Origin of the sequence: Paracoccus sp. NFXS7, assembly GCF_040148865.1 — a bacterium.
GTDB lineage: Bacteria > Pseudomonadota > Alphaproteobacteria > Rhodobacterales > Rhodobacteraceae > Paracoccus > Paracoccus marcusii.
The window spans coordinates 186852-208219 of the sequence record NZ_JAKEKV010000008.1 but is presented as its reverse complement, the minus strand read 5'-3'; the positions used below and the strand labels follow the sequence as shown (position 1 = coordinate 208219).

Here is a 21368-nt window from a genome sequence, read left to right as displayed (position 1 = left end):
CAGGATGAACGCCTTCTGCGCTTCCGTAAACTTCGATGCCTTCATCGTTCTCCGCTCCTCTCCCAGCCAGGGAAGGTTAGCCGAAAACTCCAGCCTCAAACGGTCCAGTTCTCAGGGGGCAGAGCAAACCTTCCCTGGCTGGGAGAGGAGCGGAGAACGATGAAGGCATCAAGGTTCACGGAGGCGCAAAAGGCGTTCATCCTGAAGCAGGGCGAGGAAGGCACGCCGGCGCCAAGGACGCCGGCTGCGGAGATTCTCCGATTGATCGGGTAAGGTCGGAGCCTCATGCTCTCGGTTATGGGTAGGAGGACCAAGCCATGGAAACGGACCAGCTGCATCGCGGGCGCCTGATCGATCATCTTCATCTGATCGTTGAGGATCTGCCGAAGTGCCTCAAGTTCTACCAAGCCGTACTCGGTGCCCTGAACATCCCGATGGGCGACATCGCGGACGACCACTTCTGGGCCGACGAGCTGTTCGTATCATCGAAAGACAGTCACGCCGCGTTAGGTCAGCTGACCGGACGACATCACCTGGCATTCCAAGCGGATAGCACCGACACCGTCGAAGCTTTCTACAGGGCCGGCTTGGCCGCGGGAGGAACCGACAACGGTGCTCCGGGACACAGACCCTATCATCCCGGCTACTATGCAGCCTTCCTGATCGATCCTGCAGGAAACAACATCGAAGCTGTCTACCATGGCCCCTCACACCGAAGCGTTGCCTCCGTCGAGGTCAAGTTCTAGAGCACGGCCACATCATCCGGATCTGCCCTGCTTTCAAGGTTTGACAGCTTCGTCTCTTCGTCAGCCGTTCGCTCTACGCAAGAAAATTCTCCGCGCTGTAAATTTCTTTAAAGGGACTGATAGCTGATCGTGCCATCCTTCCAGATCCGGACGAGTGCCTCGGCCTGCCCAAGTGTCATACCAGCATCTACGAAGGACAGGTTCAGCTTGGCCGCCAAAGCAAGTTTGTCTGCGAGCAGGAATGTTTGCGATTTGGCCAAGAGAGATGGTATGAACACACCAGTTCAGGCTGCCAAGTTTGGCCAACATGACAGTGAACCTAGACCATGCCCGCCGTAAGAGGCTCGCTTCTGCGCTATCGGACGCGCATGCGCAGGTGGAGATGTGCGAAAAGGCAATCAAGCAGAACCAACTCCAACTACTTGAACTGCGTAAAGACCTGATAGCTGCCTTGGCGCATCTCTCTGATGCGAAACGGCGCTATGACCAAGCAAAGTGAGTCATAATCATGGTTATTTCCTTCTTGGATGTGGCTCGTCCGGTCAGGACAGACGCCTGACCATCAGCAGTTCGTCCACCTCCTGTCCCGCATCGATCAGCGCGGCAGGAATCCGGCCGGTCTGGACAAAGCCATGGCGCAGATAGAACCGGATGGCGGCCGTGTTGTGGTGGTTCACCGCCAGCTCGATCTGCCGCCGCCCGGTGGCGGTCGCGAAATCCATGACGGCGCGCAGCAGCGCATCCGCTGCCCCCGTTCCCCGCAGGTCCTGGCGCAGATAGACCATGATCAGCGTCGCCCGATGCGATCGCCGTTCGCCCCGCTGCGGCAGCAGGCCCATGATCCCGACCGGGTCCTGCCCCAGGAAGGCGGCAAAGACGGGATGCGTCATCCGGCTGATCCATTCATCATCGGTCAGCCCGGACCAGTCGGCCTCGGTATTGGCAAAGGCGGTGGGCGCCAGGCGCAACGACTCCAGCCGGATGGCCTTGAAGGCGGACAGGTCGCCCGGACCCAGCTTGGCGATGCGCATGTCGGACATGTCGGCCTCCGGTTCCCAAGGCATCAGCATTCACGGACCTCGCGGCGGGTGCAAGGCCGCGTCGCTTGACGGATCGCGGCACCGCCGGATATATTCGTTGCAGATGCAATGAAATTGGGTGCCGCGATGACCGACAGCGATCAGACCTCGGGAATGACCCGTGCCCCGGCGGGTCCGGGTGCCCATCCGGGATACCTGCCCGGCTTTGGCAACGACTTCGAGACCGAGGCCCTGCCCGATGCCCTGCCCCAGGGCCAGAATAGCCCTCAGCGCTGCAATTATGGCCTTTATGCGGAACAGCTGTCGGGAACCGCCTTCACCGCGCCGCGCGGCCAGAACGAGCGGACCTGGTGCTATCGCATCCGCCCGTCCGTGCATCACACGGGGCGGTTCGCGGCGATCGATCTCCCCTATTGGAAGACCGCGCCGCATGTCCTGCCGGGGGTGACCAGCCTGGGCCAGTACCGGTGGGACCCGATCCCGGTCCCCCAGGGCGACCTGACCTGGCTGACCGGCATGCGCACCATGACGACCGCGGGCGACGTGAACATCCAGGTCGGCATGGCGACCCATGTCTATCTGGTCACCGCGTCGATGCGGGACGAATACTTCTTCTCTGCCGACAGCGAACTGCTGGTGGTGCCGCAGCAGGGCCGCCTGCGGTTCTGTACCGAATTGGGCATCATCGACGTCCAGCCGCAGGAGATCGCGATCCTTCCCCGCGGCCTGGTCTATCGGGTCGAAGTGCTGGAAGGCCCCGCCCGTGGCTTTGTCTGCGAGAATTACGGCCAGAAGTTCGACCTGCCCGACCGCGGCCCCATCGGCGCGAACTGTCTGGCCAATCCGCGCGACTTCAAGACCCCCGTCGCGGCCTTCGAGGATCGGGACGCCCGGTCCCGCGTGGTCATCAAGTGGTGCGGCCAGTTCCATGAGACCTGGATCGACCACAGCCCGCTGGACGTGGTCGCGTGGCACGGCAACTATTGCGCCTACAAGTATGATCTGCGGACCTATTCGCCGGTCGGCGCGATCCTGTTCGATCATCCCGACCCGTCGATCTTCACCGTGCTGACCGCGCCGTCCGGACAGGACGGGACGGCGAACATCGACTTCGTGCTGTTCCGCGACCGCTGGATGGTGGCCGAACATTCGTTCCGCCCGCCCTGGTACCACAAGAACATCATGTCCGAGCTGATGGGCAACATCCACGGCATCTATGATGCCAAGCCTCAGGGGTTCGCCCCCGGCGGGATCAGCCTGCACAACTGCATGCTGCCCCACGGCCCCGACCGCGAGGCCTTTGACAAGGCGACGACCGGCGACCTGGTGCCGCACAAGCTGGCCGAGACGATGGCCTTCATGTTCGAGACGCGCTTTCCCCAGCATCTGACCAAATACGCCGCCCACGAGGCGCCGATGCAGCCGGAATACATCGATGTCTGGAACCGGCTGGAGAAGAAGTTCGACGGCACGCCGGGGGTGAAATGACCGGTGCCGAACCCGGCCTGATGCCGTCGCAGGTGTTGTCCGCCAACCGGCCCGAGTGCGATTTCCCGCTGAACAACCTGCCCTATGGCGTGTTTTCGGACGACCGCGGCCCGCGCTGCGGGGTGGCCATCGGCGACCGCATCCTGGATCTGGCCGCGTGCGAGGCGCAGGGTCTGTTGGATGCGGGCGGCACCTTTGCCGCGCCGCGGATGAACGACTTCATCGCCCGCGGTCCGGACGCGTGGGCGGCGGCTCGGGCACGGCTGACGGCGCTGCTGTCCCCCGAGGGCCCCCGTGACCTGCCGCTGGTGGCGATGGCGGGCGCGCGGTTGCACCTGCCGATCCGGGTCGAGGGGTTCACCGATTTCTATGCCTCGCGCCACCACGCGTTCAACGTGGGGTGCCTGTTCCGGGGGCCGGACAACGCCCTGCCGCCGCAATGGGACCACATGCCCATCGGCTATAACGGCCGGGCCTCGTCGGTTATGGTGTCGGGAACGCCGGTGCATCGCCCGATGGGCCAAGTCGCCGGCCCTGCCGGTCCGGAATGGACCGCCAGCCGCCGACTGGACCTGGAACTGGAACTGGGCGCCATCGTGGGGGCGGCCACCGCCCTTGGCACCCGCATCACCGTCAATCAGGCCGAGGACATGATCTTTGGCCATGTCCTGCTGAACGACTGGTCGGCGCGCGATATCCAGGCGTGGGAGTATCAGCCCCTCGGGCCGTTTCAGGGCAAGGCCTTCGCCACCACGATCAGCCCGTGGATCGTGACCCGCGCCGCGTTGGAGCCGTTCCGCCGCGCCGGTGCCGCCCGGACGGTGGACCCCATGCCCCATCTGCGCGACAGCCGCCCGGGCTTTCATGACCTGGCGATGGGCTGGACGCTGAACGGGCAGGTCATGGCACGCGTGAACTATTCCGTGATGCACTGGTCGCAGGCGCAGGCGCTGGCCCATCACGCCAGTTCGGGCTGCCCGATGAACGTGGGCGACCTGCTGGGATCGGGCACGATCTCTGGTCCCACCCCTGATCAGACCGGCGCCCTGCTGGAGATGACGCTGAACGGGCAGCAGCCCGTGACCGTGAACGGCCAGCCTCGGACCTTCCTGCAGGACGGGGACGAGGTGGGTCTGTTCGCCCATGCGCAGGGGGCGGGCTATCGCGTGGGGTTCGGGCCCTGCACCGGGCGCGTGATGCCCGCCCTGCCCTAGGCCGCGGCGGCGATCCAGGCGGCGATCATCGTGTCCAGATGCGCGCCACCGCCGTTCTTGAAGACCGTGATCTGGTCCGCGCCCGTGCGTCCGCACCGGCCGGGCACCAGGTCGTACAGATCGCCCAGGACGTCGTCGGGCGTCAGAACGCCCGCGGCGATCGGGATCGCCAGTTCGCCGATATGGGCGACGGTGGTGGCACGGCTGTCGACAAAGATGCGGGCGCGGGTCATCAGCGCGTCGTCGGCCTCGCGCATCTCGGCGCGAAAGGCGCCGATCAGGTCGACATGGGTGCCGGGGCGCACCCATTCACCGCGCAAGACCGGTTCGCGCGCCATGGTCGCGGTGGACACGATGTCGGCCTGGGCCACCGCCGCGGCCAGGTCGGTGACCGGCGTGACCGCGTGACCCTCTGCCGCCAGGCGTTCGGCCAGCGCCCGCGCCTGTTCGGGACGGCGCGCCCAGACCTGCACCTGATCCAGATGTGGCATGCCTGCGCGATAGGCCGCGACCAGCCCCCCGGCCAGCACCCCCGCCCCGACGATCAGCAACCGGCGGCTGTCCGGCCGGGCCAAAATCTGCGCGCCCAGCACGGAATCGGCGCAGGTCTTGTATTCGGTGACCAGCGGCGCATCGATCACGGCGGTCAGCACGCCGGTTTCGGGGTCGAAGACCAGCATCGCCCCCTGCACCGACGGCAGGCCGCAGGCCGGGTTCTCGCCAAAGACCGTCACCGCCTTGACGCCGAAGCCCCGGCCAGGCAGCCACGCCGCCCGCGTCAGCAGGCTGCCCGACCCGGGCCCCAGGAACAGGTCGCGGACCTCGGCGGCGGCTGCCAGATGCCCCTGGCGCAGCGCGTCGATGGCGCCGGGCCAGTCCAGCCCGCGGGCGCTGTCGCGGTCGATGATGCGGGGGGTCATGGCACGCTCCGTTCGTTTCCCCCCGACCCTTGTCCGAAGCGGGCCCGGGTGCAAGGCGGCGGCTGGACATTTCGGTTTTCGTGTTGAAGGTCTGGCGGGACAACACGGAGGATGCGGGATGAGCTTTCTGGGGATCGATCTGGGCACGTCGGGGCTGCGCGCGCTGCTGGTGGATGATGCGGGACAGCCGATCGGCTCGACCGAGCGCCATTACGAGGTGGCCCATCCCCATCCCGGCTGGTCCGAACAGGATCCTGCCGACTGGATCACGGCGCTGCAGGGTGCGGTGGCCGATCTGCGCGCGGCGCATCCCCAATTCGCGTCCCTTCGCGGCATCGGCGTCGCGGGGCACATGCACGGCGCCTGCGTGCTGGATGCGCAGGACCGCGTGCTGCGCCCCGCGATCCTGTGGAACGATACGCGCAGCCATGTCGAGGCCGACGCGCTGGACGCCGATCCGCGGTTTCGCACGCTGACCGGCAACATCGTCTTCCCCGGCTTCACCGCGCCCAAGCTGGCCTGGATGGCCGCGCATGAGCCGGACCTGTTCGCCCAAGCCGCGCGGGTGCTGCTGCCGGCGGCCTATATGAACCTGTGGCTGACCGGAGAGGCGGTGGGCGATCTGTCCGACGCATCGGGGACGTCGTGGCTGGACACCGGGGCGCGCGACTGGTCGGACGACCTGCTGGCCGCGACCGGAATGACCCGCGCGCAGATGCCCCGCCTGGTCGAAGGGTCGGCCCCCGCCGGTCGGCTGCGTGCCGATCTGGCCGCCGAATGGGGCCTGTCCGGGCCAGTGACGGTCGCCGGGGGTGCGGGGGACAATGCCGCCGCCGCCTGCGGGATCGGCGCCATGGCCGAAGGCGCGGGCTTCGTGTCGCTTGGCACATCGGGGGTGCTGCTGGCGGCGCGCGACGGCTATGCCCCCGCGCCTGACACGGCGCTGCACAGCTTCTGCCACGCGGTGCCGGGGCGCTGGTACCAGATGGGCGTGATGCTGGCCGCGACCGACAGCCTGAACTGGCTGGGCCGCGTCACGGGGACCACGCCTGCCCAGCTGACCGCCGACCTCGGACCGCTGCGCGCGCCGGGGCCGGTGCGCTTCCTGCCCTATCTGTCCGGGGAACGCACGCCGCATAACGACCCCGCGATCCGCGGCAGCCTGACCGGGCTGGCGGCCGCGACCGACCGCAACGACCTGACCCGCGCCGTGCTGGAGGGGGTGGCCTTCGGGCTGGCCGACAGCCTGGTGGCGCTGCAATCGACAGGCGCGCGTCCGACGCGGCTGATGGCCATCGGCGGCGGGGCGCGGTCACGCTATTGGCTGGAGGTGATCGCGACCGCGCTGGACGTGACCCTGACCCTGCCCGAGGACGGCGACTTCGGCGCGGCCCTGGGCGCCGCACGGCTTGGCATGGTGGCCGCCGGGGCCGGAACGGTCGAGCAGGTGATGACCCCGCCCCGCGTCACCACCGAGATCGCGCCGGATGCCGATCTGCGCGACACATTCGCCGCGGCGCATCGGGCCTATCGCGCCGCCTATCCGGCGATCCGCGCGATCCAGTAGCGGTCACAGATAGTTGCGGGCGACCGCGATGGCCACGGCCTGGGTACGGCTTTTCGCACCCAGCTTGCCGCAGGCCTTGATCGCCCGCTGCTTGACGGTGGATTCGGCGATGGACAGCTGGGTCGCGGTCTCGATCTGGCCAAGACCGTCGCGGAAGCAGCGCAGCACGTCCAGTTCGGCGGGTGTCAGGGCGGCGCGGTTCAGAACCAGATCGGTCCACAGGTTGAACTTGGCGCGGCAGCGCGCGATCTCGTCATCGGAAAATTCGCGGTCGGGGTGGGACAGCGTCAGGAACGACCGCTTGCCTGCCACCTTGCGCGATATCGCCACGCCATAGTTCAGGCGGAACCGCCGTGCCGCCTGCATGACCCCGCGCAGGTCGGGGATGCGCACCTCGGACCAGCGGGCGGCGCCGTCATGGGTCATCGTCCACATCGCGATGGGATCGCCGAAGAAGTAGTTCCGGTCCTCGTAGATGGACCGCCAGGCATCCGGATAGGCGTTGTGCAGGTGTTCGGGGCCCTTGTAGGTCAGGTTGAAGCCCATGATCCAACCCGAGGGCGCAAGAGCGTGCATTTCGGCGATCTCGTCGTCGAAATTGGGGATCAGATCGTTCAGCATCACGCCTCTCCTGCTTCACGACCTGCAGGATATGCCTTTTCGGACATACTGAAAAGGCAGCTTGTCCGCTTTTCGCGCGACAAGCCCGGCCATGGGTAGCAAGCCGTTAACACCTGTCAGCTATGGAGGACAAAGGTGGTTAAGGGAATCAGAGAGCCGAGATTGGCAACCGCGGAATTCAGCCGCGACATGGTCGAGACGATGCTGACTTATTTCGATGCCTATGCCGATGAAGGCGTGCTGGCGGTCGAGGTCACCAGCTGGGGCCTGTGGCTGCCCAACAAGGTGACAGGCGGTCGCCAGTTCCTGGGACTGGCCAAGCTGCCCGACGGGTATCGGCAATAGGGATGGGTGACATGACACAGACGATGACAGACGTGCAGATCGCCACGATCCGCCTGCCGCGCGACATGGCCCAGTTCGACCTGGTGGCCAGCTTCTTCCAGCTGCGCAAGCAGATCTTCGTGGATCGCATGGCATGGCCCCTGCACCACGCCGAGGGCATCGAGTTCGAGCAGTACGACACCTTCGACACCGTCTACGTGATCGCCCATCGCGACGGGCGTGCGATCGGCGGGGCGCGGCTGAAACGGACCGACTGTTCCTTCGGCGGCGGCAAGGTGGTCTATTCCTACATGATCCGCGACGCGCATCGCGGCTTGCTGCCGGGCATGCCCACCAACCTGTGCCATGACGAACCCCCCGTCGACCCGCAGGCGTGGGAACTGACGCGCTTTGCCGCCCTGCCCGTACCGGGCCTGGCCGAGGCGATCCTGGAGGCGTCGAACGAATACCTGCACGACGTCGGCGCCACTGACTGCCTGTTCCTGGGGCCGCCGGCCTTCCTGCGCATGGCGTCGCGGCTTGGCTGGACGCCCCGTCCGATGGGCGATCTGGTGTCCAACGACGATGGCAAGTTCCTGGCCTTTGCCTGCGCGGTGCGCCAGCCGCAGATGGCCGCCTAGCAGTTGGTCGCCTGGCCGGGCACCGCCCCCGGCCGCGCGTCCCCGACATGCAGATCGCCCGCGCCAAGGCGGGCGCGGATGGCGCGCGACAGCGCGTCGATGCCGACCGTGACCAGCCCGGTCGCGGCCAGGATGACGACTGCGCGGTCGATGCGCAGCTCTCCGATGGCGTCGTCCAGGTAGAACCCCAGGGTGGCGATGCCCAGGATGCCCATGATCGCCGCTTCCCGGATGATGATCTCCCACCGGTAGAGGCACAGCGCCACGAAGGGTCCGAACAGGAGTGGCACGATCTCCCAGCCCCACAAGGTCAGGCCGCGGGGCGCGTCCGCGCGCAGGGTCAGTCCGGTCGCCTGACGGCCCAGAAGATGCCCGATGATCGCCCCGTTATGCAGCCCAAGCGCCAGGATCGCGGGCAGCATGGATGGCCCCCAGGCCTGCAGGAACAGATAGGCCAGCATGTATTCGGGAAAGGACCGCAGGATCACCAGCATCAGATGCCCCAGGCCCGCGCCGATGCGCCCGGTCACGCGCGGCACGATGGCGGCCTGCGCGACAAAGGCCACAGCCCCCGCCAGGACCAGCGCCAGCTGTGCGACGATCAGCGTCGCGGCCAGGCCGGGCAGGATCGCGGTGGTCGTCAGCTCCCACAGCCAGGGCAGCAGGGCGGCGGGGTCACCTTGGCGCAGGGGGGCGGGGATGACGTCCTGGCTGAGGAACCGCCACAGCGCGCCCTGCCCCATCGGCGGCGTGCGCACGGTGGCCAGCATCACCGCGGCGAAGATCAGCCAGCCCAGCAGAAGCCGGGGCCTCATCCACAGCCGTACCGTCGCGATCAGCGTGATGTAGATCGCCATGACCGCCCCCGCCGCGCCGTATTCCCCCTGCCGGAAGAACGTGTCCAGCTGAAAGCCGAGCGTCGGCAGCCCGATAAAGCCCAGCACCGCCGACGACCGCAGCCCGCATTCCAGCCGGTAGAGCGCATAGGTCGCCATCTGCGGCCACGCCAAGGGCGCGCGCGCCCAGAGGAACCGCGTCAGCGGATCGACCGCCGGTCCCAGCCAGCGGTCGGGGCGGCGGTCGGATTCGTCCAGGATCTCGGACAGGACCTTGGCGAAGATCCCGGCATAGGGCAGCGCGATGGCCAAAACACCCGACCAGACGCTGATCCCGAAGACCTGCAGCAGCAGCAGCGCCCAGAACAGCTCGTGGACCGAGCGCAGGGCGATGGCCAGGCCCCGCACCGCGCGCAGCCGATAGAAGGGCGCCAGGATCAGCCCCGCCACGCCCCCCAGGGTCACGCCAGCGACTGCAAAGGCCACGGTCAGCGCGACGGCACGGGCGATCTGTTCGATGGCGCCGAAATCGGGCGCCAGGAAGCCGCGGCCCATCCGGGCCAGCGCGGCCCAGGGGTCGTGGCCTGCCACCGTCAGGTCGGCCAGCGGCAGGCACAGGGCGGCCACGGCCAGAAAGCCCGCCACCACGCCAAGGCGCGACAGGCTAGCCATAAAGGGCCTCGATCCGCGAGGCATCCAGTTGGTCCACCGGCAGGTCGAACAGAAAGACGCCCTGCTTCAGCCCGATGACCCGCGTGGCAAAGGCCCGCGCGACGGCCACGTCATGCAGCGCCAGGATCGCGGTCGGAAAGGCCGCGCGCAGCAGCGCGGCCAGCTCCTGCGCCTGACGCGGATCGACGGCCGAGAGCGGCTCGTCCCCCAGGATCAGGTCGCCGCCGCGATGCAGGGCGCGGGCCAGGGCCACGCGCTGCTTCTGCCCGCCCGACAGGGATTCCACGCGGGCATCGGCCTCTGGCATCAGGCCCACGCGGTCCAAGTCGGCCAGGGCCGCGGCGCGGTCGGGCGCGGCGGGGCGGATCAGCGTGCGCAGGTTGCGCCAGGCGCCGTGATCGTTCAGCCGCCCCATCAGCACGTTGCGCAGCGCCGAGAGCTGCGGGACCAGCGCCGCGTCCTGCGGGACCAGCGCGATTCGCATTCCCCGCCCCGCCGCCGCCCCGTGCAGGGCGGAGAGCAGCGTCGACTTGCCCGAACCGCTGCGTCCCAACAGGGCGACCCGTTCGCCCGGCGCGACATGCAGTCGCACCCCGGCCAGGACGGGCGTGCCGCCATAGCCCAGATCGACCCCGTCCAGCAGTTGCAAGGATTACTCCAGCAGGTCCAGATCGCGGGCGACCTGTTCGATGGGGGCATAGTCCTCGTTCGCGGCGGGGATGAAGGCGTTGCGCGGGAACGCCGCCAGCAGGTCCGGGTCGTCCATGCCGACCAGCGCGGCTTGGACCTTGTCGGCGAAACCCTCGCCCCACCGGGCGTCCACGTCGCCGCGGATGGTCCAGTTGTAGTCGGGATAGGGCGGCGTCTTCCAGATGACCTTGGCCGTCTCGACCTCGGGCGCGTTATCGGCAACCGCCTGATCGTAAACGGCATAATTCAGCGCGCCGACCTGCCAGGCGCCGGATGCGACCAGCCGCAGGGTCTGGCTGTGATCGCCCGAGAAGCCCACGCGGTCAAAGAACTCCTCCGGCGCCTCGCCGGTATTCTCGCGGATCGCGTATTCCGGCATCAAGCGCCCGGAGGTCGAGGTCTTGGCGCCGAAGGTGAAGGACATGCCCCGCGCGGCTTCGGGGAAATCCTCGGACTCGGTCAGGCCGGTGTCGGTATGGGCGATGAAGTAGCTGACGAAACTGGTATCCTCGTCGCCCTGCGCGATGGCGCGGGCCCCGTCGACCAGCAGCCGCGCCTGCACCCCCGACAGGCCCCCGAACCAGGCCAGCTGGACCTGATCGTTGCGGAAGGCGGTGACCGCGGCGGGATAGGATTTCACCGGAACGAACTCGACTGGCACGCCCAGCTCCTCCGACAGATAGTCGGCGACGGCGGTGAAGCGTTCGACCAGGCGGGTCTCGTCCTCGTCGGGAATGGCCGAGAAATACAGCGTTTCCTGGGCCGCGGCGGAAAGCGGCAGGGCGGTGGCCAGGACGGTGGCCAGCAGGCGTGACATCAGGGGCATGGGATGGCTCCGGTCAGGGTGTGAGGGCTGGGATCGGCGGACCCCGCTGAACGCGGGGTCTCGCGCCGATGTGCCAAGCCCCCGTTTTCGGCGGAGCCACGCGGCCCGAACGCCCCCGGCGCATCGGCTTGATGCCCTGTTCTAGACCGTCCGTTCGGTCGCGCGCAAGGCTTCGTGCCTTGACTTGGCCGGGGCCGCGGCAGAGAATTGGGATGTACCTATCGAATTTGACAGGCAGAGGGAGGGTCCCATGAATATCGACCTTTCGCGTCGCGGCTTTTTACGGCTAGCGGGTGCGGGGGTTGCGGCAACGTCGCTTGGAGCCATGGGCTTCGGCGGGGCCGAGGCAGCGGAGGCGGCGCATGTGCGCGCGTTCAAGCTGGCCACGACCACGGAAACACGCAACACCTGTCCCTATTGCTCGGTCGCCTGCGGGATCATCATGTATTCGCGCGGGGACGTGAAGGCCGGCGAGACCGCCGAGCTGATGCATATCGAGGGCGATGCCGATCACCCGACGAACCGCGGAACGCTGTGCCCCAAGGGCGCCGCGCTGAAGGACTTCGTCCATGCGCCCACGCGCCTGACGCAGCCCCGCCTGCGCCGTCCGGGATCGGACCGCTTCGAGGAGATCACCTGGGAGGAGGCGCTGGACAAGATCGCCCGCGCCCTCAAGGATGATCGGGACGCGAACTTCATCGCCACCAACGATGACGGCACCCCCGTCAACCGTTGGACGACGACGGGATTCCTGGCGGCTTCGGCCACGACCAACGAAACCGCATGGCTGACCTACAAGACGGTCCGGTCCATGGGGATTGTGGGATTCGACAACCAGGCACGCGTCTGACACGGCCCTACGGTGTCCAGTTTGGGCCCGACATTTGGCCGTGGAGCGATGACCAATCCATGGACTGACATCAAGAACACCGACCTGGCGATCGTCATGGGCGGCAACGCCGCCGAGGCGCATCCCTGCGGTTTCAAGTGGGTGACCGAGGCCAAGGCGCATCGCGGCGCCAAGCTGATCGTGGTCGACCCGCGTTACACCCGCACCGCATCGGTCGCGGACTATTATGCGCCGATCCGTCCGGGCACAGACATCGCCTTCCTGATGGGGGTGATCCGTTGGTGCATCGAGAACGACAAGGTCCAGTGGGACTATGTCCGCAACTATACCAACGCGTCCTTCCTGGTGCGCGAGGACTTCGGCTGGTCCGACGGCCTGTTTACCGGCTATGACGAGGAAAAGCGCGACTTCAACAAGGAGAGCTGGGACTATCAGATGGGCGAGGACGGCTTTGCGCTGACCGATCCCACGCTGCAGGACCCGCGCTGCGTCTGGAACATGCTCAAGCAGCATGTCGACGTCTACACGCCGGAATTCGTGGAGAACATCACCGGCACGCCGCGTGACAAGTTCCTGGATATCTGCGGGATGATCGGCGAATGCTCCGCCGTGGACCGGACGATGACGTCCATGTACGCGCTTGGCTGGACCCAGCATTCCAAGGGTGCCCAGAACATCCGCGGCATGGCGATGCTGCAGCTGATCCTGGGCAATATCGGCGTCCGCGGTGGCGGGATGAACGCGCTGCGCGGTCACTCCAACATCCAGGGCCTGACCGATATCGGCCTGATGTCGAACCTGATCCCGGGATACCTGAACATCCCGACCGAGAAGGAGGTCGACTGGCAGACCTATCTGTCCACGCGCGAGTTCACGCCGCTGCAGCCGGGTCAGACCAGCTATTGGCAGAACTATCCCAAGTTCATGGTCAGCTTCCTCAAGGCGATGTGGGGCGATGCCGCCACGGCCGAGAATGACTGGGCATACGAATACCTGCCCAAGCTGGACGTTCCGGCCTATGACATCCTGCGCATGTTCGAACTGATGAACAACGACCGGGTGAACCTGTACTTCTGCCAGGGCTTCAACCCGATGCTGTCCATCCCGGACCGCGGCAAGGTGACGGCGGGCCTGTCCAAGCTGAAGATGCTGGTCGTGATGGACCCCCTGTCCACCGAGACCTCGCAATTCTGGGAGAACCACGGCGCGCATAACGACGTGGACACGGCCTCGATCCAGACCGAGGTGCTGGAGCTGCCCACGACCTGCTTCGCCGAGGACGAGGGCGCGCTGGTCAATTCGGGCCGCTGGCTGCAGTGGCACTGGGCCGGCGCGACGCCGCCGGGCGAGGCCAAGCACGACACCTGGATCATGGCGCAGATCTGGACGCGGGTGCGCGACCTGTATCGGGCCGAAGGCGGCGCCTTCCCCGATCCGATCGTGAACCTGGCCTGGGACTATGCCGATCCGGGCGAACCCACGCCCGAGGAGCTGGCGAAGGAGATGAACGGCCGCGCTTTGGCTCCGGTGACGGACCCGGCCACGGGCGCGCAGATCCTGCAGGCGGGTCAGCAGGTGTCCGGCTTCGGACAGCTGCGCGACGACGGCACGACCATGGCGGGCTGCTGGATCTATGCCGGCAGCTGGACCGAGGACGGCAACATGATGGCGCGGCGGGACAATTCCGATCCCGACGAGACCGGCATGTTCCTGAACTGGGCCTTTGCCTGGCCGGCCAACCGTCGCGTGCTGTACAACCGCGCCTCGGCCGACATGGCGGGCCAGCCTTGGGACGCCACGCGCCCGCTGATCCAGTGGGACGGGGCGAAATGGGGCGGCTACGACGTGCCTGACATCGCGCCGACGGCGGACCCGTCGACGGTCGGACCCTTCATCATGAACCAGGAGGGCGTCTCGCGCCTGTTCAGCCGGGGCATGATGCGCGACGGGCCCTTCCCGACGCATATGGAGCCGTTCGAAAGCCCGATGGCCAACGTGTTCAACGCGCGGATGCGCGGGAACCCGGTGGCGCGCGTCTTCGAAAGCGACGTGGCCCGGCTTGGGACCAGCGACGAGTTTCCGTTCGTCGCGACCTCCTATCGCCTGACCGAGCATTTCCACTACTGGACCAAGCACAACCGGGTGAACGCCGCGTTGCAGCCCGAGTTCTTCGTGGAGATCAGCGTCCAGCTGGCCGAGGAGCGCGGCATCACCAACGGCAGCCGCGTGCGCGTCTTCGGCAAGCGCGGACAGGTCTGGGCCAAGGCGGTGGTCACCCGTCGCCTGCAGCCGCTGATCTGTGACGGCAAGCCCGTCCATGTGGTGGGCATTCCGCTGCACTGGGGCTTCATGGGGGCTGCCAAGAAGGGCTGGGGGCCGAACAGCCTGACGCCGTTCATCGGGGATGCGAACACGGACACGCCCGAATTCAAGGCGTTCCTGGTCAACATCGAACCCGCAACCGAGGAGCCGGTGGCATGAACGACATGGCAAACAGCCCGACCACGGCGGCGTCGAACCCGCCCGTGCAACCGACCGAGGCCTATTTCGATGCGCGCGACGTCGTGCGCATCTCGGCCACGCGGAACGTGCCGCAACCGGACCGCCAGCTGGAAAAGCTGGCCAAGCTGATCGATGTGTCCAAGTGCATCGGCTGCAAGGCCTGCCAGTCCGCCTGCGTGGAATGGAACGACACGACCCCGGCGGTGGGAGAGAACGTGGGGGTCTATGAGAACCCCCACGACCTGACCCCCGACATGTTCACCCTGATGCGTTTCGCCGAATGGGAGAACCCGGCCACCAACGAGCTGGAATGGCTGATCCGCAAGGACGGCTGCATGCATTGCGAGGATCCGGGCTGCCTCAAGGCCTGCCCGGCGCCGGGTGCCATCGTGCAGTATTCCAACGGCATCGTGGATTTCATCCACGACAACTGCATCGGCTGCGGCTATTGCGTCACCGGCTGTCCCTTCGACATCCCGCGCATCAGCCAGACCGACCACAAGAGCTACAAGTGCACCCTGTGTTCGGATCGCGTGGCCGTCGGTCAGGGTCCCGCCTGTGCCAAGGCCTGCCCCACGCAGGCCATCGTCTTCGGCACCAAGGCCGACATGCAGGCGCATGCCGAGACCCGGATCGAGGACCTGAAATCGCGTGGCTATGAAAACGCGGGCCTGTACGATCCGGCCGGCGTGGGCGGCACCCACGTGATGTATGTGCTGCATCACGCGGACAAGCCCGGCATCTACAACGACCTGCCTGAAAATCCCCGGATCTCTCCGGTGGTCGAGGGCTGGAAGGGCGTGACCAAGACCGCTGGCCTGGCGGCCATCGGTCTGGCCGCGGTGGGTGCCACGCTGCACGGTCTGTTCGCCCGCGGCAACGAGGTCGAGGAGCATGACATCGAGGCCGCCGACAAGCTGGTCAAGGGCGAAGACCCCGACGGCGGTCCGACCGGCGGGGGGCACGTCTGATGGCGCATCGTCCGTACTACTCGGAACGGGGTGACCGGCTGGAAAGCATCCAGCCGGTCGAGGTCAGCCGCTATCGCGGGTTCACCCGCGCGAACCACTGGGTGACCGCGTTCAGCCTGATCGCGCTGGCGCTGTCCGGCCTGGCGCTGTTCGACCCGTCGCTGTACTTCCTAACCGGACTGTTCGGCGGCGGGCAGACCACGCGCTGGATCCACCCGATCATCGGTGTGGTGCTGTTCCTCAGCTTCGCGCTGATGTTCATCCAGCTGTGGCGCCTGAACATGCCCAAGCCCGAGGACACGACCTGGGTCGCCCAGATCGGCGACGTGGTGAAGGGCCGCGAGGAGAACCTGCCCGAACTGGGCAAGTACAACGCGGGCCAGAAGTTCGTCTTCTGGGGCATGTCCGCCCTGATCATCGTGCTGATCGTCACCGGCGTGATGATCTGGCAGCAGGTGGCCGGCCATCTGGTCAGCGTGCCGCTGCGCCGCATCGCGGTCCTGGTGCATGCGCTGTCCGCGGTCGCGATCATCCTGGTGTTTATCATGCACGTCTATGCCGCGATCTGGACGCGGGGCACGCTGCGCGCGATGACCCGGGGCACGGTCACCGGCGGATGGGCCTGGCGCCACCACCGCAAATGGCTGCGAGAGATCGCCAGCCGCGACAACAAGGGCCCGGCAGAGTAATCTGCCGGCCACCATCACCGGCATCCCCTGTGGCCGGTTCGGCCCGGAGACTGACATGAACACCACCATCCAACCCGATCCATCGGCCATCGGCGGCGTCCCCACGGCGCCGCTGGTGTTTTTGCCCAAGCCCATGCGCCTGTTCGCGACCCGTGCCAAGCGCCTGGCCTTCCTGGCCCAGCACAGCGACAACCTTGGGCCGTGGCTGGCCTTTCTGGGTCAGCTTGCGGATCTCCAGGCCCTGCTGGCGGACGAACTGCCCCGCCCCGCCCCCCTGCCCGCCGACCGCATTCGCTTGGCCCGCGAAAACCGCATGCCGCCGATCGACCGGCAGCGGCTGGCATCCGACCCCGACCTGCATGCCGTCCTGGACGCGGTGCTGACCCATGCAGCGGCGCTGGACATGCCGGAACCCGCGCGCATCGCGCTGTCCGCCGTGACCGCCGCGCCCCTGGCCGATCGTCACTGGCTGCTGGAGAACATCCTGTCCGACAGCATTCCCGATGACAGCATCGCGCCGCACCTGTTCGCGTCGCTGGCCGTGCAACTGCATCTGTCGCGCCTTGCCGCGGGGCTGCCCGCCGATCAACTGGTCAAGATCCGCACGGGCGTCTGCCCGGTCTGCGGCGGCAAGCCCGCGACCTCCAGCGTGATCGGGGTAGGCGATCTGGACGGCGTGCGCTACGCCGCCTGCGCCTGCTGCCAGACCCAATGGAACGAGGTCCGCCTGACCTGCCTGTGCTGCGGCCAGACCGGCCAGATCAGCTATCGCAGCGTCGAGACCGACCAGGCGACTGTCCGGGCCGAGGTCTGTGGCGATTGCGACAGTTGGGTCAAGATCCTGTACCAGAACAAGAACCCCAGCCTTGAGGCGATCGCCGACGACGTCGGCAGCCTGGGGCTGGACCTGCTGATGAAGGACACCGACAAGCATCGCGGCGGGTTCAACCCGTTCCTTGCAGGCTATTGATGTCGGGGTTCAGGGCGCTGCCATCGGTCGATCAGGTGCTGTTGGCGGTGCCGTCTCTGATCGACGCTCATGGCCGTCAGGCGGTGACCCGGACCGCGCGTCTGCGCCTTGACGCGGCCCGCGCGGCCATCCGCGACGGTGCCGACGGCGCGGCCGAGGCCGCACGCCTGCCGCACCTGCTGGCCGCCGATCTGGCGGCGGAGGCGGTCACGCAGCTGCGCCCGATCCTGAACCTGACCGGCACCGTTCTGCACACCAACCTCGGCCGCGCGATCCTGGCGGACGAGGCGATCGCCGCCGCCTCCGCCGCGATGGCCGCGCCGCTGGCACTGGAATTCGACCTGGCGACCGGCGGGCGCGGTCAGCGTGACGACCATCTGCGCGGTCTTCTGTGCGAGCTGACCGGGGCCGAGGATGCCACCATCGTCAACAACAATGCGGCCGCCGTCCTGATCGCGCTGAACACCTTCGGCCAGGACCGTGACAGCATCGTCTCGCGCGGCGAGCTGATCGAGATCGGCGGCGCATTCCGCATGCCCGACATCATGGCCCGCGCCGGCACCCGGCTGGTCGAGGTCGGGACGACCAACCGCACCCACCCCCGCGACTATCGCGACGCGATCACGGCCCGGACCGGGCTGATCCTCAAGGTCCACACATCGAACTATCGTATCGAGGGGTTCACCGCCGAGGTTCCGGCCCCGGACCTGGCCGCCATCGCGCGCGATGCCGGGGTGGTGATGCTGAACGACCTGGGCGCGGGGTCGCTGGTCGATCTGTCCCGTTGGGGCCTGCGCCGCGAACCCACCGTCGCCGAAGCCGTGGCCGAAGGCGCGGACCTGATCACCTTTTCAGGCGACAAGCTGCTGGGCGGGCCGCAGGCGGGGTTCATCGTGGGCCGGCGCGACCTGATCGCGCGGATCAACAGGAACCCCATGAAGCGCGCCGTGCGGCTAGACAAGATCCGCATCGCCGCGCTGCAGGCGACGCTGCGCCTTTATCGAGACCCCGACCGGCTGGACCAGCGGCTGCCCGTGCTGCGCATGCTGTCCCGTTCGCAGGCCGACATCGCGGCGCAGGCCGCGCGTCTGGCGCCGCAGGTCGCGGCGCTGCTGCCCGATCATCAGGTCGTTCCGACGGACTGCGCCAGCCAGATCGGATCGGGCTCGCTGCCGACGGACACGATTCCGTCCGCCGGGCTGCGGATCAGCGGGGCGGGCGGCGACGCGCCGGACCGCCTGGCGGCGTGGCTGCGCGACCGACCGCGTCCGGTCATCGGCCATATCCGCGACGGTGCGCTGATCCTAGACCTGCGCTGTCTGGACGACGACCGTGACCTGCTGGAGGCGCTGACGTGATCGTCGGAACCGCGGGGCATATCGACCACGGCAAGACCGCGCTGGTCAAGGCGTTGACCGGCACCGATGCGGACCGCCTGGCAGAGGAAAAGGCCCGAGGCATCACCATCGACCTGGGATTCGCCTATGCCGATCTTGGCGGCGGCACCGTCACAGGTTTCGTCGACGTGCCGGGGCACGAACGGCTGATCCACACCATGCTGGCCGGCGCGGGCGGGATCGACCTGGCCCTGCTGGTCGTGGCCGCCGATGACGGCATCATGCCGCAGACGCGAGAGCATCTGGCGATCCTGGACCTGCTGGGCCTGTCGCAGGGCCTGGTCGCGCTGACCAAGGCCGATCTGGCCGATGCCGACTGCCGCGCCGAAGTCACGGCCCAGATCCGCGACGCCCTGGCCGACAGCGGGCTGGCGGATGCGCCGATCATTCCGGTGTCGTCACTGACCGGCGAGGGCGTGGACAGCCTGCGCGCCGCCCTAATCGCCGCCGAGGCGCAGGTGGCCCATCGCACCGCCGATGCGGGCTTTCGCCTGGCGGTCGATCGCAGCTTCACCCTGCAGGGCGCAGGGACGGTGGTGACCGGCACGGTGCTGTCCGGGCAGGTCGCCGTCGGCGATCTGGTGACGATCAGCCCGTCGGGGATCGCGGCGCGGGTCCGCGGCATCCATGCGCAGAACCGGCAGGCGACCCGCGGCCTTGCCGGGCAACGCTGCGCCCTGAACCTGGCGGGAGAGGCCGTCGCCAAGGACGCGATCCATCGGGGCGACATCGTGCTGGCCCCCGCGCTGCATGCGCCGACCGAACGGATCGACGCCGTCCTGAGCGTGCTGGACACGGAACCGAAGCCCATCGGCACATGGTTTCCCGCCCGCCTGCACAGCCACGCGGCCGAACTGGGCGCGCGGATCGTGCCCTTGGGCGACCCCATCGCTCCCGGTCACAGCGGCCCGGTCCAGATCGTGCTGGACCGTCCCATCGCTGCGACCATCGGCGACCGGTTCATCCTGCGCGACGTGTCCGCCAGCCGGACCATCGGCGGCGGGCATTTCCTGGACCTGCGCCCTCCCGCCCGCAAACGGCGCACCCCTGAACGGCTGGCGCTGATCGACGCCGCCCAAGCCCCCGATCCGCTGCAAGCGATGCTGGCGGTGGGCCCGGTCGATTCGGCGGTCTTTGTGCGCGACCGCGCCCTGTCGCCCGCCGATGCGGCCGCGGCATTGTCCGGAGCACGGATCGTCGCGGGGCTGGCCCTGTCGCCCGCGCATCTGGACGCGCTGCAGCGGGGCATCATCGACGCGCTGTCCGCCTTTCACGCCGAGAACCTCGACCTGCCGGGCATGGGCCGCGAACGGCTGCGCCTGGCGCTGACGCCGCGGCTGCCCAAGGACGCCTATCTGGCGCTGCTGCGGGGCGAAGCGGATGCCGGCCGGATCGTCCCCGACGGCGCCTTTCTGCGCCTGCCCGGCCACGAGGTGCGCCTGTCGGTCGAGGACGAGGCGCTGTGGGCCCGCATCCTTCCGTCCCTGATGGGTGATCTGCGCTATCGCCCGCCGCGGGTGCGCGATTTCGCGACCGACTTCGGGGTGGACGAAAAGGAGGTGCGCCGCGTGCTGCGCATGACGCAGAAGCTGGGCCGCACCGATCAGATCGCGCATGACCATTTCTTTGCGCGCACTGTGACCGCCGACATGTTGACCATCCTGCGCGATGTGGCGGCCGCGACGCCGGACGGCTGGTTCACCGCCCCCCTGTTTCGCGACCGCGTCCAGAACGGTCGCAAGGTCGCGATTGAGATCTTGGATTTCTTCGACCGGCATGGTGTCACGCTGCGCCGTGGGGATCTGCGCCGCCTGAACCCGCACCGGCTGGACCTGTTCGGCTAGATCGGGGCGATGCCCTGTTCGATCACCGCCTCCATCGCGACATAGCTGGAGGTCGAGGCGACATGCGGCAGGGCGGAGAGCTTTTCCGCCATGATGCGACGGTAATCGGCCATGTCGCGCGACCGCACCTTGAGCAGATAGTCGAACCCCCCCGCGATCATGTAGCATTCCTCGACCTCGGGGATCAGGCGGATGGCGGCGTTGAACGATTCCAGCGCCTTGTGGCGGGTGTCCGATAGGCGCATCTCGACATAGGTGACGTGGGTCAGGCCAAGGCGCACGGGCGACAGGATGGCCCGGTATCCGGTGATCAGCCCCGCCTCCTCCAGCTGGCGGATGCGCAGGGCCACGGGGGTCTTGGACAGGCCGACCTTGCGCGCCAGTTCGGTCACCGGGATGCGGGCGTTGGCCACCAGTTCCGCCAGGATGCGGCGATTGATCGGGTCCAGGATGTCGGTCACGTCTTATGCCCCATGATTGGACGATATGGCTGCGATCCTGCCCATCATTGGTCCCATCGTCCAGACGGCACGCGATATTCTGCCGATATCAGACAGGGG

Annotated in this window: 20 protein-coding genes; 13 read left to right on the top strand and 7 right to left on the bottom strand. The window is 67.5% G+C overall.

What is annotated here, in order from left to right; all coding sequences use genetic code 11:
• Nucleotides 1–317: 317 nt before the first annotated feature.
• A complete protein-coding gene (locus LZ686_RS14435) occupies nucleotides 318–746 on the top strand; it encodes a VOC family protein (protein ID WP_349548249.1) in 429 nt (142 codons plus the stop codon).
• Nucleotides 747–1288: 542 nt separating this feature from the next.
• Here LZ686_RS14435 and LZ686_RS14430 read toward each other — a convergent pair.
• The gene (locus tag LZ686_RS14430; protein WP_349548248.1) at nucleotides 1289–1816 is read right to left on the bottom strand and encodes a GNAT family N-acetyltransferase; all 528 of its coding nucleotides are present in this window, start codon (nucleotides 1814–1816) and stop codon (nucleotides 1289–1291) included.
• Nucleotides 1817–1912: 96 nt separating this feature from the next.
• Here LZ686_RS14430 and hmgA point away from each other — a divergent pair, with 96 nt between their 5' ends.
• Together hmgA and fahA are read left to right on the top strand one after the other, a co-directional pair.
• Nucleotides 1913–3274 (top strand): homogentisate 1,2-dioxygenase, encoded by a 1362-nt coding sequence (hmgA, locus tag LZ686_RS14425; protein WP_349548247.1) that lies wholly within the window; start codon nucleotides 1913–1915, stop codon nucleotides 3272–3274.
• Nucleotides 3271–4488 (top strand): fumarylacetoacetase, encoded by a 1218-nt coding sequence (gene fahA / locus LZ686_RS14420; RefSeq protein ID WP_349548246.1) that lies wholly within the window; start codon nucleotides 3271–3273, stop codon nucleotides 4486–4488. Before hmgA ends, fahA begins: the two co-directional genes overlap by 4 nt.
• Here the strand turns inward: fahA and LZ686_RS14415 are convergent.
• The gene (locus LZ686_RS14415) at nucleotides 4485–5408 is read right to left on the bottom strand and encodes an ornithine cyclodeaminase family protein (protein ID WP_349548245.1); all 924 of its coding nucleotides are present in this window, start codon (nucleotides 5406–5408) and stop codon (nucleotides 4485–4487) included. The genes fahA and LZ686_RS14415 overlap by 4 nt on opposite strands.
• Nucleotides 5409–5526: 118 nt before the next feature.
• Between LZ686_RS14415 and xylB the strand changes: the two genes are divergently transcribed.
• Nucleotides 5527–6975 carry a xylulokinase gene (gene xylB, locus LZ686_RS14410; RefSeq protein WP_349548244.1) on the top strand — a complete coding sequence of 483 codons (1449 nt, stop codon included), beginning with the start codon at nucleotides 5527–5529 and terminating at the stop codon, nucleotides 6973–6975.
• A 3-nt stretch (nucleotides 6976–6978) separates the two neighbouring features.
• Here the strand turns inward: xylB and LZ686_RS14405 are convergent, their stop codons facing one another.
• Nucleotides 6979–7596 (bottom strand): helix-turn-helix transcriptional regulator, encoded by a 618-nt coding sequence (locus LZ686_RS14405; protein ID WP_052714903.1) that lies wholly within the window; start codon nucleotides 7594–7596, stop codon nucleotides 6979–6981.
• Nucleotides 7597–7758: 162 nt separating this feature from the next.
• On the opposite strand from LZ686_RS14405, the gene LZ686_RS14400 reads away from it, so the two are divergent.
• A complete protein-coding gene (locus LZ686_RS14400; protein ID WP_045983434.1) occupies nucleotides 7759–7941 on the top strand; it encodes a hypothetical protein in 183 nt (60 codons plus the stop codon).
• A gap of 11 nt (nucleotides 7942–7952) precedes the next feature.
• Nucleotides 7953–8561: an acyl-homoserine-lactone synthase gene (locus LZ686_RS14395; RefSeq protein WP_164871481.1), complete on the top strand. Its 609-nt coding sequence runs from the start codon at nucleotides 7953–7955 to the stop codon at nucleotides 8559–8561.
• On the opposite strand, the gene LZ686_RS14390 is transcribed toward LZ686_RS14395, so the two are convergent.
• The 3 genes from LZ686_RS14390 to LZ686_RS14380 are packed head-to-tail and all read right to left on the bottom strand — an operon-like array spanning nucleotide 8558 to nucleotide 11585.
• Entirely contained in the window at nucleotides 8558–10069 is a 1512-nt protein-coding gene (locus LZ686_RS14390) for a PhnE/PtxC family ABC transporter permease (protein ID WP_349548243.1), read from the bottom strand. The two genes, LZ686_RS14395 and LZ686_RS14390, sit on opposite strands and share 4 nt — an antisense overlap.
• Nucleotides 10062–10718: an ATP-binding cassette domain-containing protein gene (locus tag LZ686_RS14385; RefSeq protein ID WP_349548242.1), complete on the bottom strand. Its 657-nt coding sequence runs from the start codon at nucleotides 10716–10718 to the stop codon at nucleotides 10062–10064. The genes LZ686_RS14390 and LZ686_RS14385 overlap by 8 nt, the downstream gene beginning before the upstream one ends.
• A 3-nt stretch (nucleotides 10719–10721) precedes the next feature.
• On the bottom strand, nucleotides 10722–11585 hold the full coding sequence (locus LZ686_RS14380; RefSeq protein ID WP_148910999.1) for a putative selenate ABC transporter substrate-binding protein: 864 nt from the start codon (nucleotides 11583–11585) through the stop codon (nucleotides 10722–10724).
• A gap of 250 nt (nucleotides 11586–11835) precedes the next feature.
• Between LZ686_RS14380 and LZ686_RS18845 the strand changes: the two genes are divergently transcribed.
• From LZ686_RS18845 to selB, 7 genes are read left to right on the top strand one after another with little or no spacing between them, the layout of a single operon-like run.
• Nucleotides 11836–12435 carry a twin-arginine translocation signal domain-containing protein gene (locus LZ686_RS18845; protein WP_045999772.1) on the top strand — a complete coding sequence of 200 codons (600 nt, stop codon included), beginning with the start codon at nucleotides 11836–11838 and terminating at the stop codon, nucleotides 12433–12435.
• A gap of 12 nt (nucleotides 12436–12447) precedes the next feature.
• Nucleotides 12448–14916 carry a formate dehydrogenase-N subunit alpha gene (fdnG, locus tag LZ686_RS14375; protein WP_502922014.1) on the top strand — a complete coding sequence of 823 codons (2469 nt, stop codon included), beginning with the start codon at nucleotides 12448–12450 and terminating at the stop codon, nucleotides 14914–14916.
• Complete coding sequence (gene fdxH, locus LZ686_RS14370; protein WP_305884475.1) at nucleotides 14913–15908, top strand: formate dehydrogenase subunit beta; 996 nt, start codon at nucleotides 14913–14915, stop codon at nucleotides 15906–15908. Before fdnG ends, fdxH begins: the two co-directional genes overlap by 4 nt.
• Nucleotides 15908–16597, top strand: coding sequence for a formate dehydrogenase subunit gamma (locus LZ686_RS14365; RefSeq protein ID WP_045983439.1), 690 nt, complete (start codon nucleotides 15908–15910; stop codon nucleotides 16595–16597). The genes fdxH and LZ686_RS14365 overlap by 1 nt, the downstream gene beginning before the upstream one ends.
• Nucleotides 16598–16652: 55 nt before the next feature.
• Nucleotides 16653–17567, top strand: coding sequence for a formate dehydrogenase accessory protein FdhE (gene fdhE / locus LZ686_RS14360; RefSeq protein ID WP_349548240.1), 915 nt, complete (start codon nucleotides 16653–16655; stop codon nucleotides 17565–17567).
• Complete coding sequence (gene selA, locus LZ686_RS14355) at nucleotides 17567–18925, top strand: L-seryl-tRNA(Sec) selenium transferase (protein ID WP_349548239.1); 1359 nt, start codon at nucleotides 17567–17569, stop codon at nucleotides 18923–18925. Before fdhE ends, selA begins: the two co-directional genes overlap by 1 nt.
• Complete coding sequence (selB, locus tag LZ686_RS14350) at nucleotides 18922–20808, top strand: selenocysteine-specific translation elongation factor (protein WP_349548238.1); 1887 nt, start codon at nucleotides 18922–18924, stop codon at nucleotides 20806–20808. The genes selA and selB overlap by 4 nt, the downstream gene beginning before the upstream one ends.
• On the opposite strand, the gene LZ686_RS14345 is transcribed toward selB, so the two are convergent.
• Entirely contained in the window at nucleotides 20805–21269 is a 465-nt protein-coding gene (locus LZ686_RS14345; RefSeq protein WP_045983443.1) for an Lrp/AsnC family transcriptional regulator, read from the bottom strand. The genes selB and LZ686_RS14345 overlap by 4 nt on opposite strands.
• Between the last annotated feature and the right edge of the window lie 99 nt (nucleotides 21270–21368).

What these genes read in the sequence shown, in the direction of transcription:
- LZ686_RS14390 (WP_349548243.1), bottom strand. Translation starts at nt 10,069, where the DNA reads ATGGCTAGCCTGTCGCGCCTTGGCGTGGTGGCGGGCTTTCTGGCCGTG.
- selA (WP_349548239.1), top strand. Translation starts at nt 17,567, where the DNA reads ATGTCGGGGTTCAGGGCGCTGCCATCGGTCGATCAGGTGCTGTTGGCG.
- LZ686_RS14365 (WP_045983439.1), top strand. Translation starts at nt 15,908, where the DNA reads ATGGCGCATCGTCCGTACTACTCGGAACGGGGTGACCGGCTGGAAAGC.
- LZ686_RS18845 (WP_045999772.1), top strand. Translation starts at nt 11,836, where the DNA reads ATGAATATCGACCTTTCGCGTCGCGGCTTTTTACGGCTAGCGGGTGCG.
- LZ686_RS14395 (WP_164871481.1), top strand. Translation starts at nt 7,953, where the DNA reads ATGACACAGACGATGACAGACGTGCAGATCGCCACGATCCGCCTGCCG.
- LZ686_RS14435 (WP_349548249.1), top strand. Translation starts at nt 318, where the DNA reads ATGGAAACGGACCAGCTGCATCGCGGGCGCCTGATCGATCATCTTCAT.
- hmgA (WP_349548247.1), top strand. Translation starts at nt 1,913, where the DNA reads ATGACCGACAGCGATCAGACCTCGGGAATGACCCGTGCCCCGGCGGGT.
- LZ686_RS14380 (WP_148910999.1), bottom strand. Translation starts at nt 11,585, where the DNA reads ATGCCCCTGATGTCACGCCTGCTGGCCACCGTCCTGGCCACCGCCCTG.
- LZ686_RS14405 (WP_052714903.1), bottom strand. Translation starts at nt 7,596, where the DNA reads ATGCTGAACGATCTGATCCCCAATTTCGACGACGAGATCGCCGAAATG.
- fdhE (WP_349548240.1), top strand. Translation starts at nt 16,653, where the DNA reads ATGAACACCACCATCCAACCCGATCCATCGGCCATCGGCGGCGTCCCC.
- LZ686_RS14415 (WP_349548245.1), bottom strand. Translation starts at nt 5,408, where the DNA reads ATGACCCCCCGCATCATCGACCGCGACAGCGCCCGCGGGCTGGACTGG.
- xylB (WP_349548244.1), top strand. Translation starts at nt 5,527, where the DNA reads ATGAGCTTTCTGGGGATCGATCTGGGCACGTCGGGGCTGCGCGCGCTG.
- fdxH (WP_305884475.1), top strand. Translation starts at nt 14,913, where the DNA reads ATGAACGACATGGCAAACAGCCCGACCACGGCGGCGTCGAACCCGCCC.
- LZ686_RS14430 (WP_349548248.1), bottom strand. Translation starts at nt 1,816, where the DNA reads ATGCTGATGCCTTGGGAACCGGAGGCCGACATGTCCGACATGCGCATC.
- fahA (WP_349548246.1), top strand. Translation starts at nt 3,271, where the DNA reads ATGACCGGTGCCGAACCCGGCCTGATGCCGTCGCAGGTGTTGTCCGCC.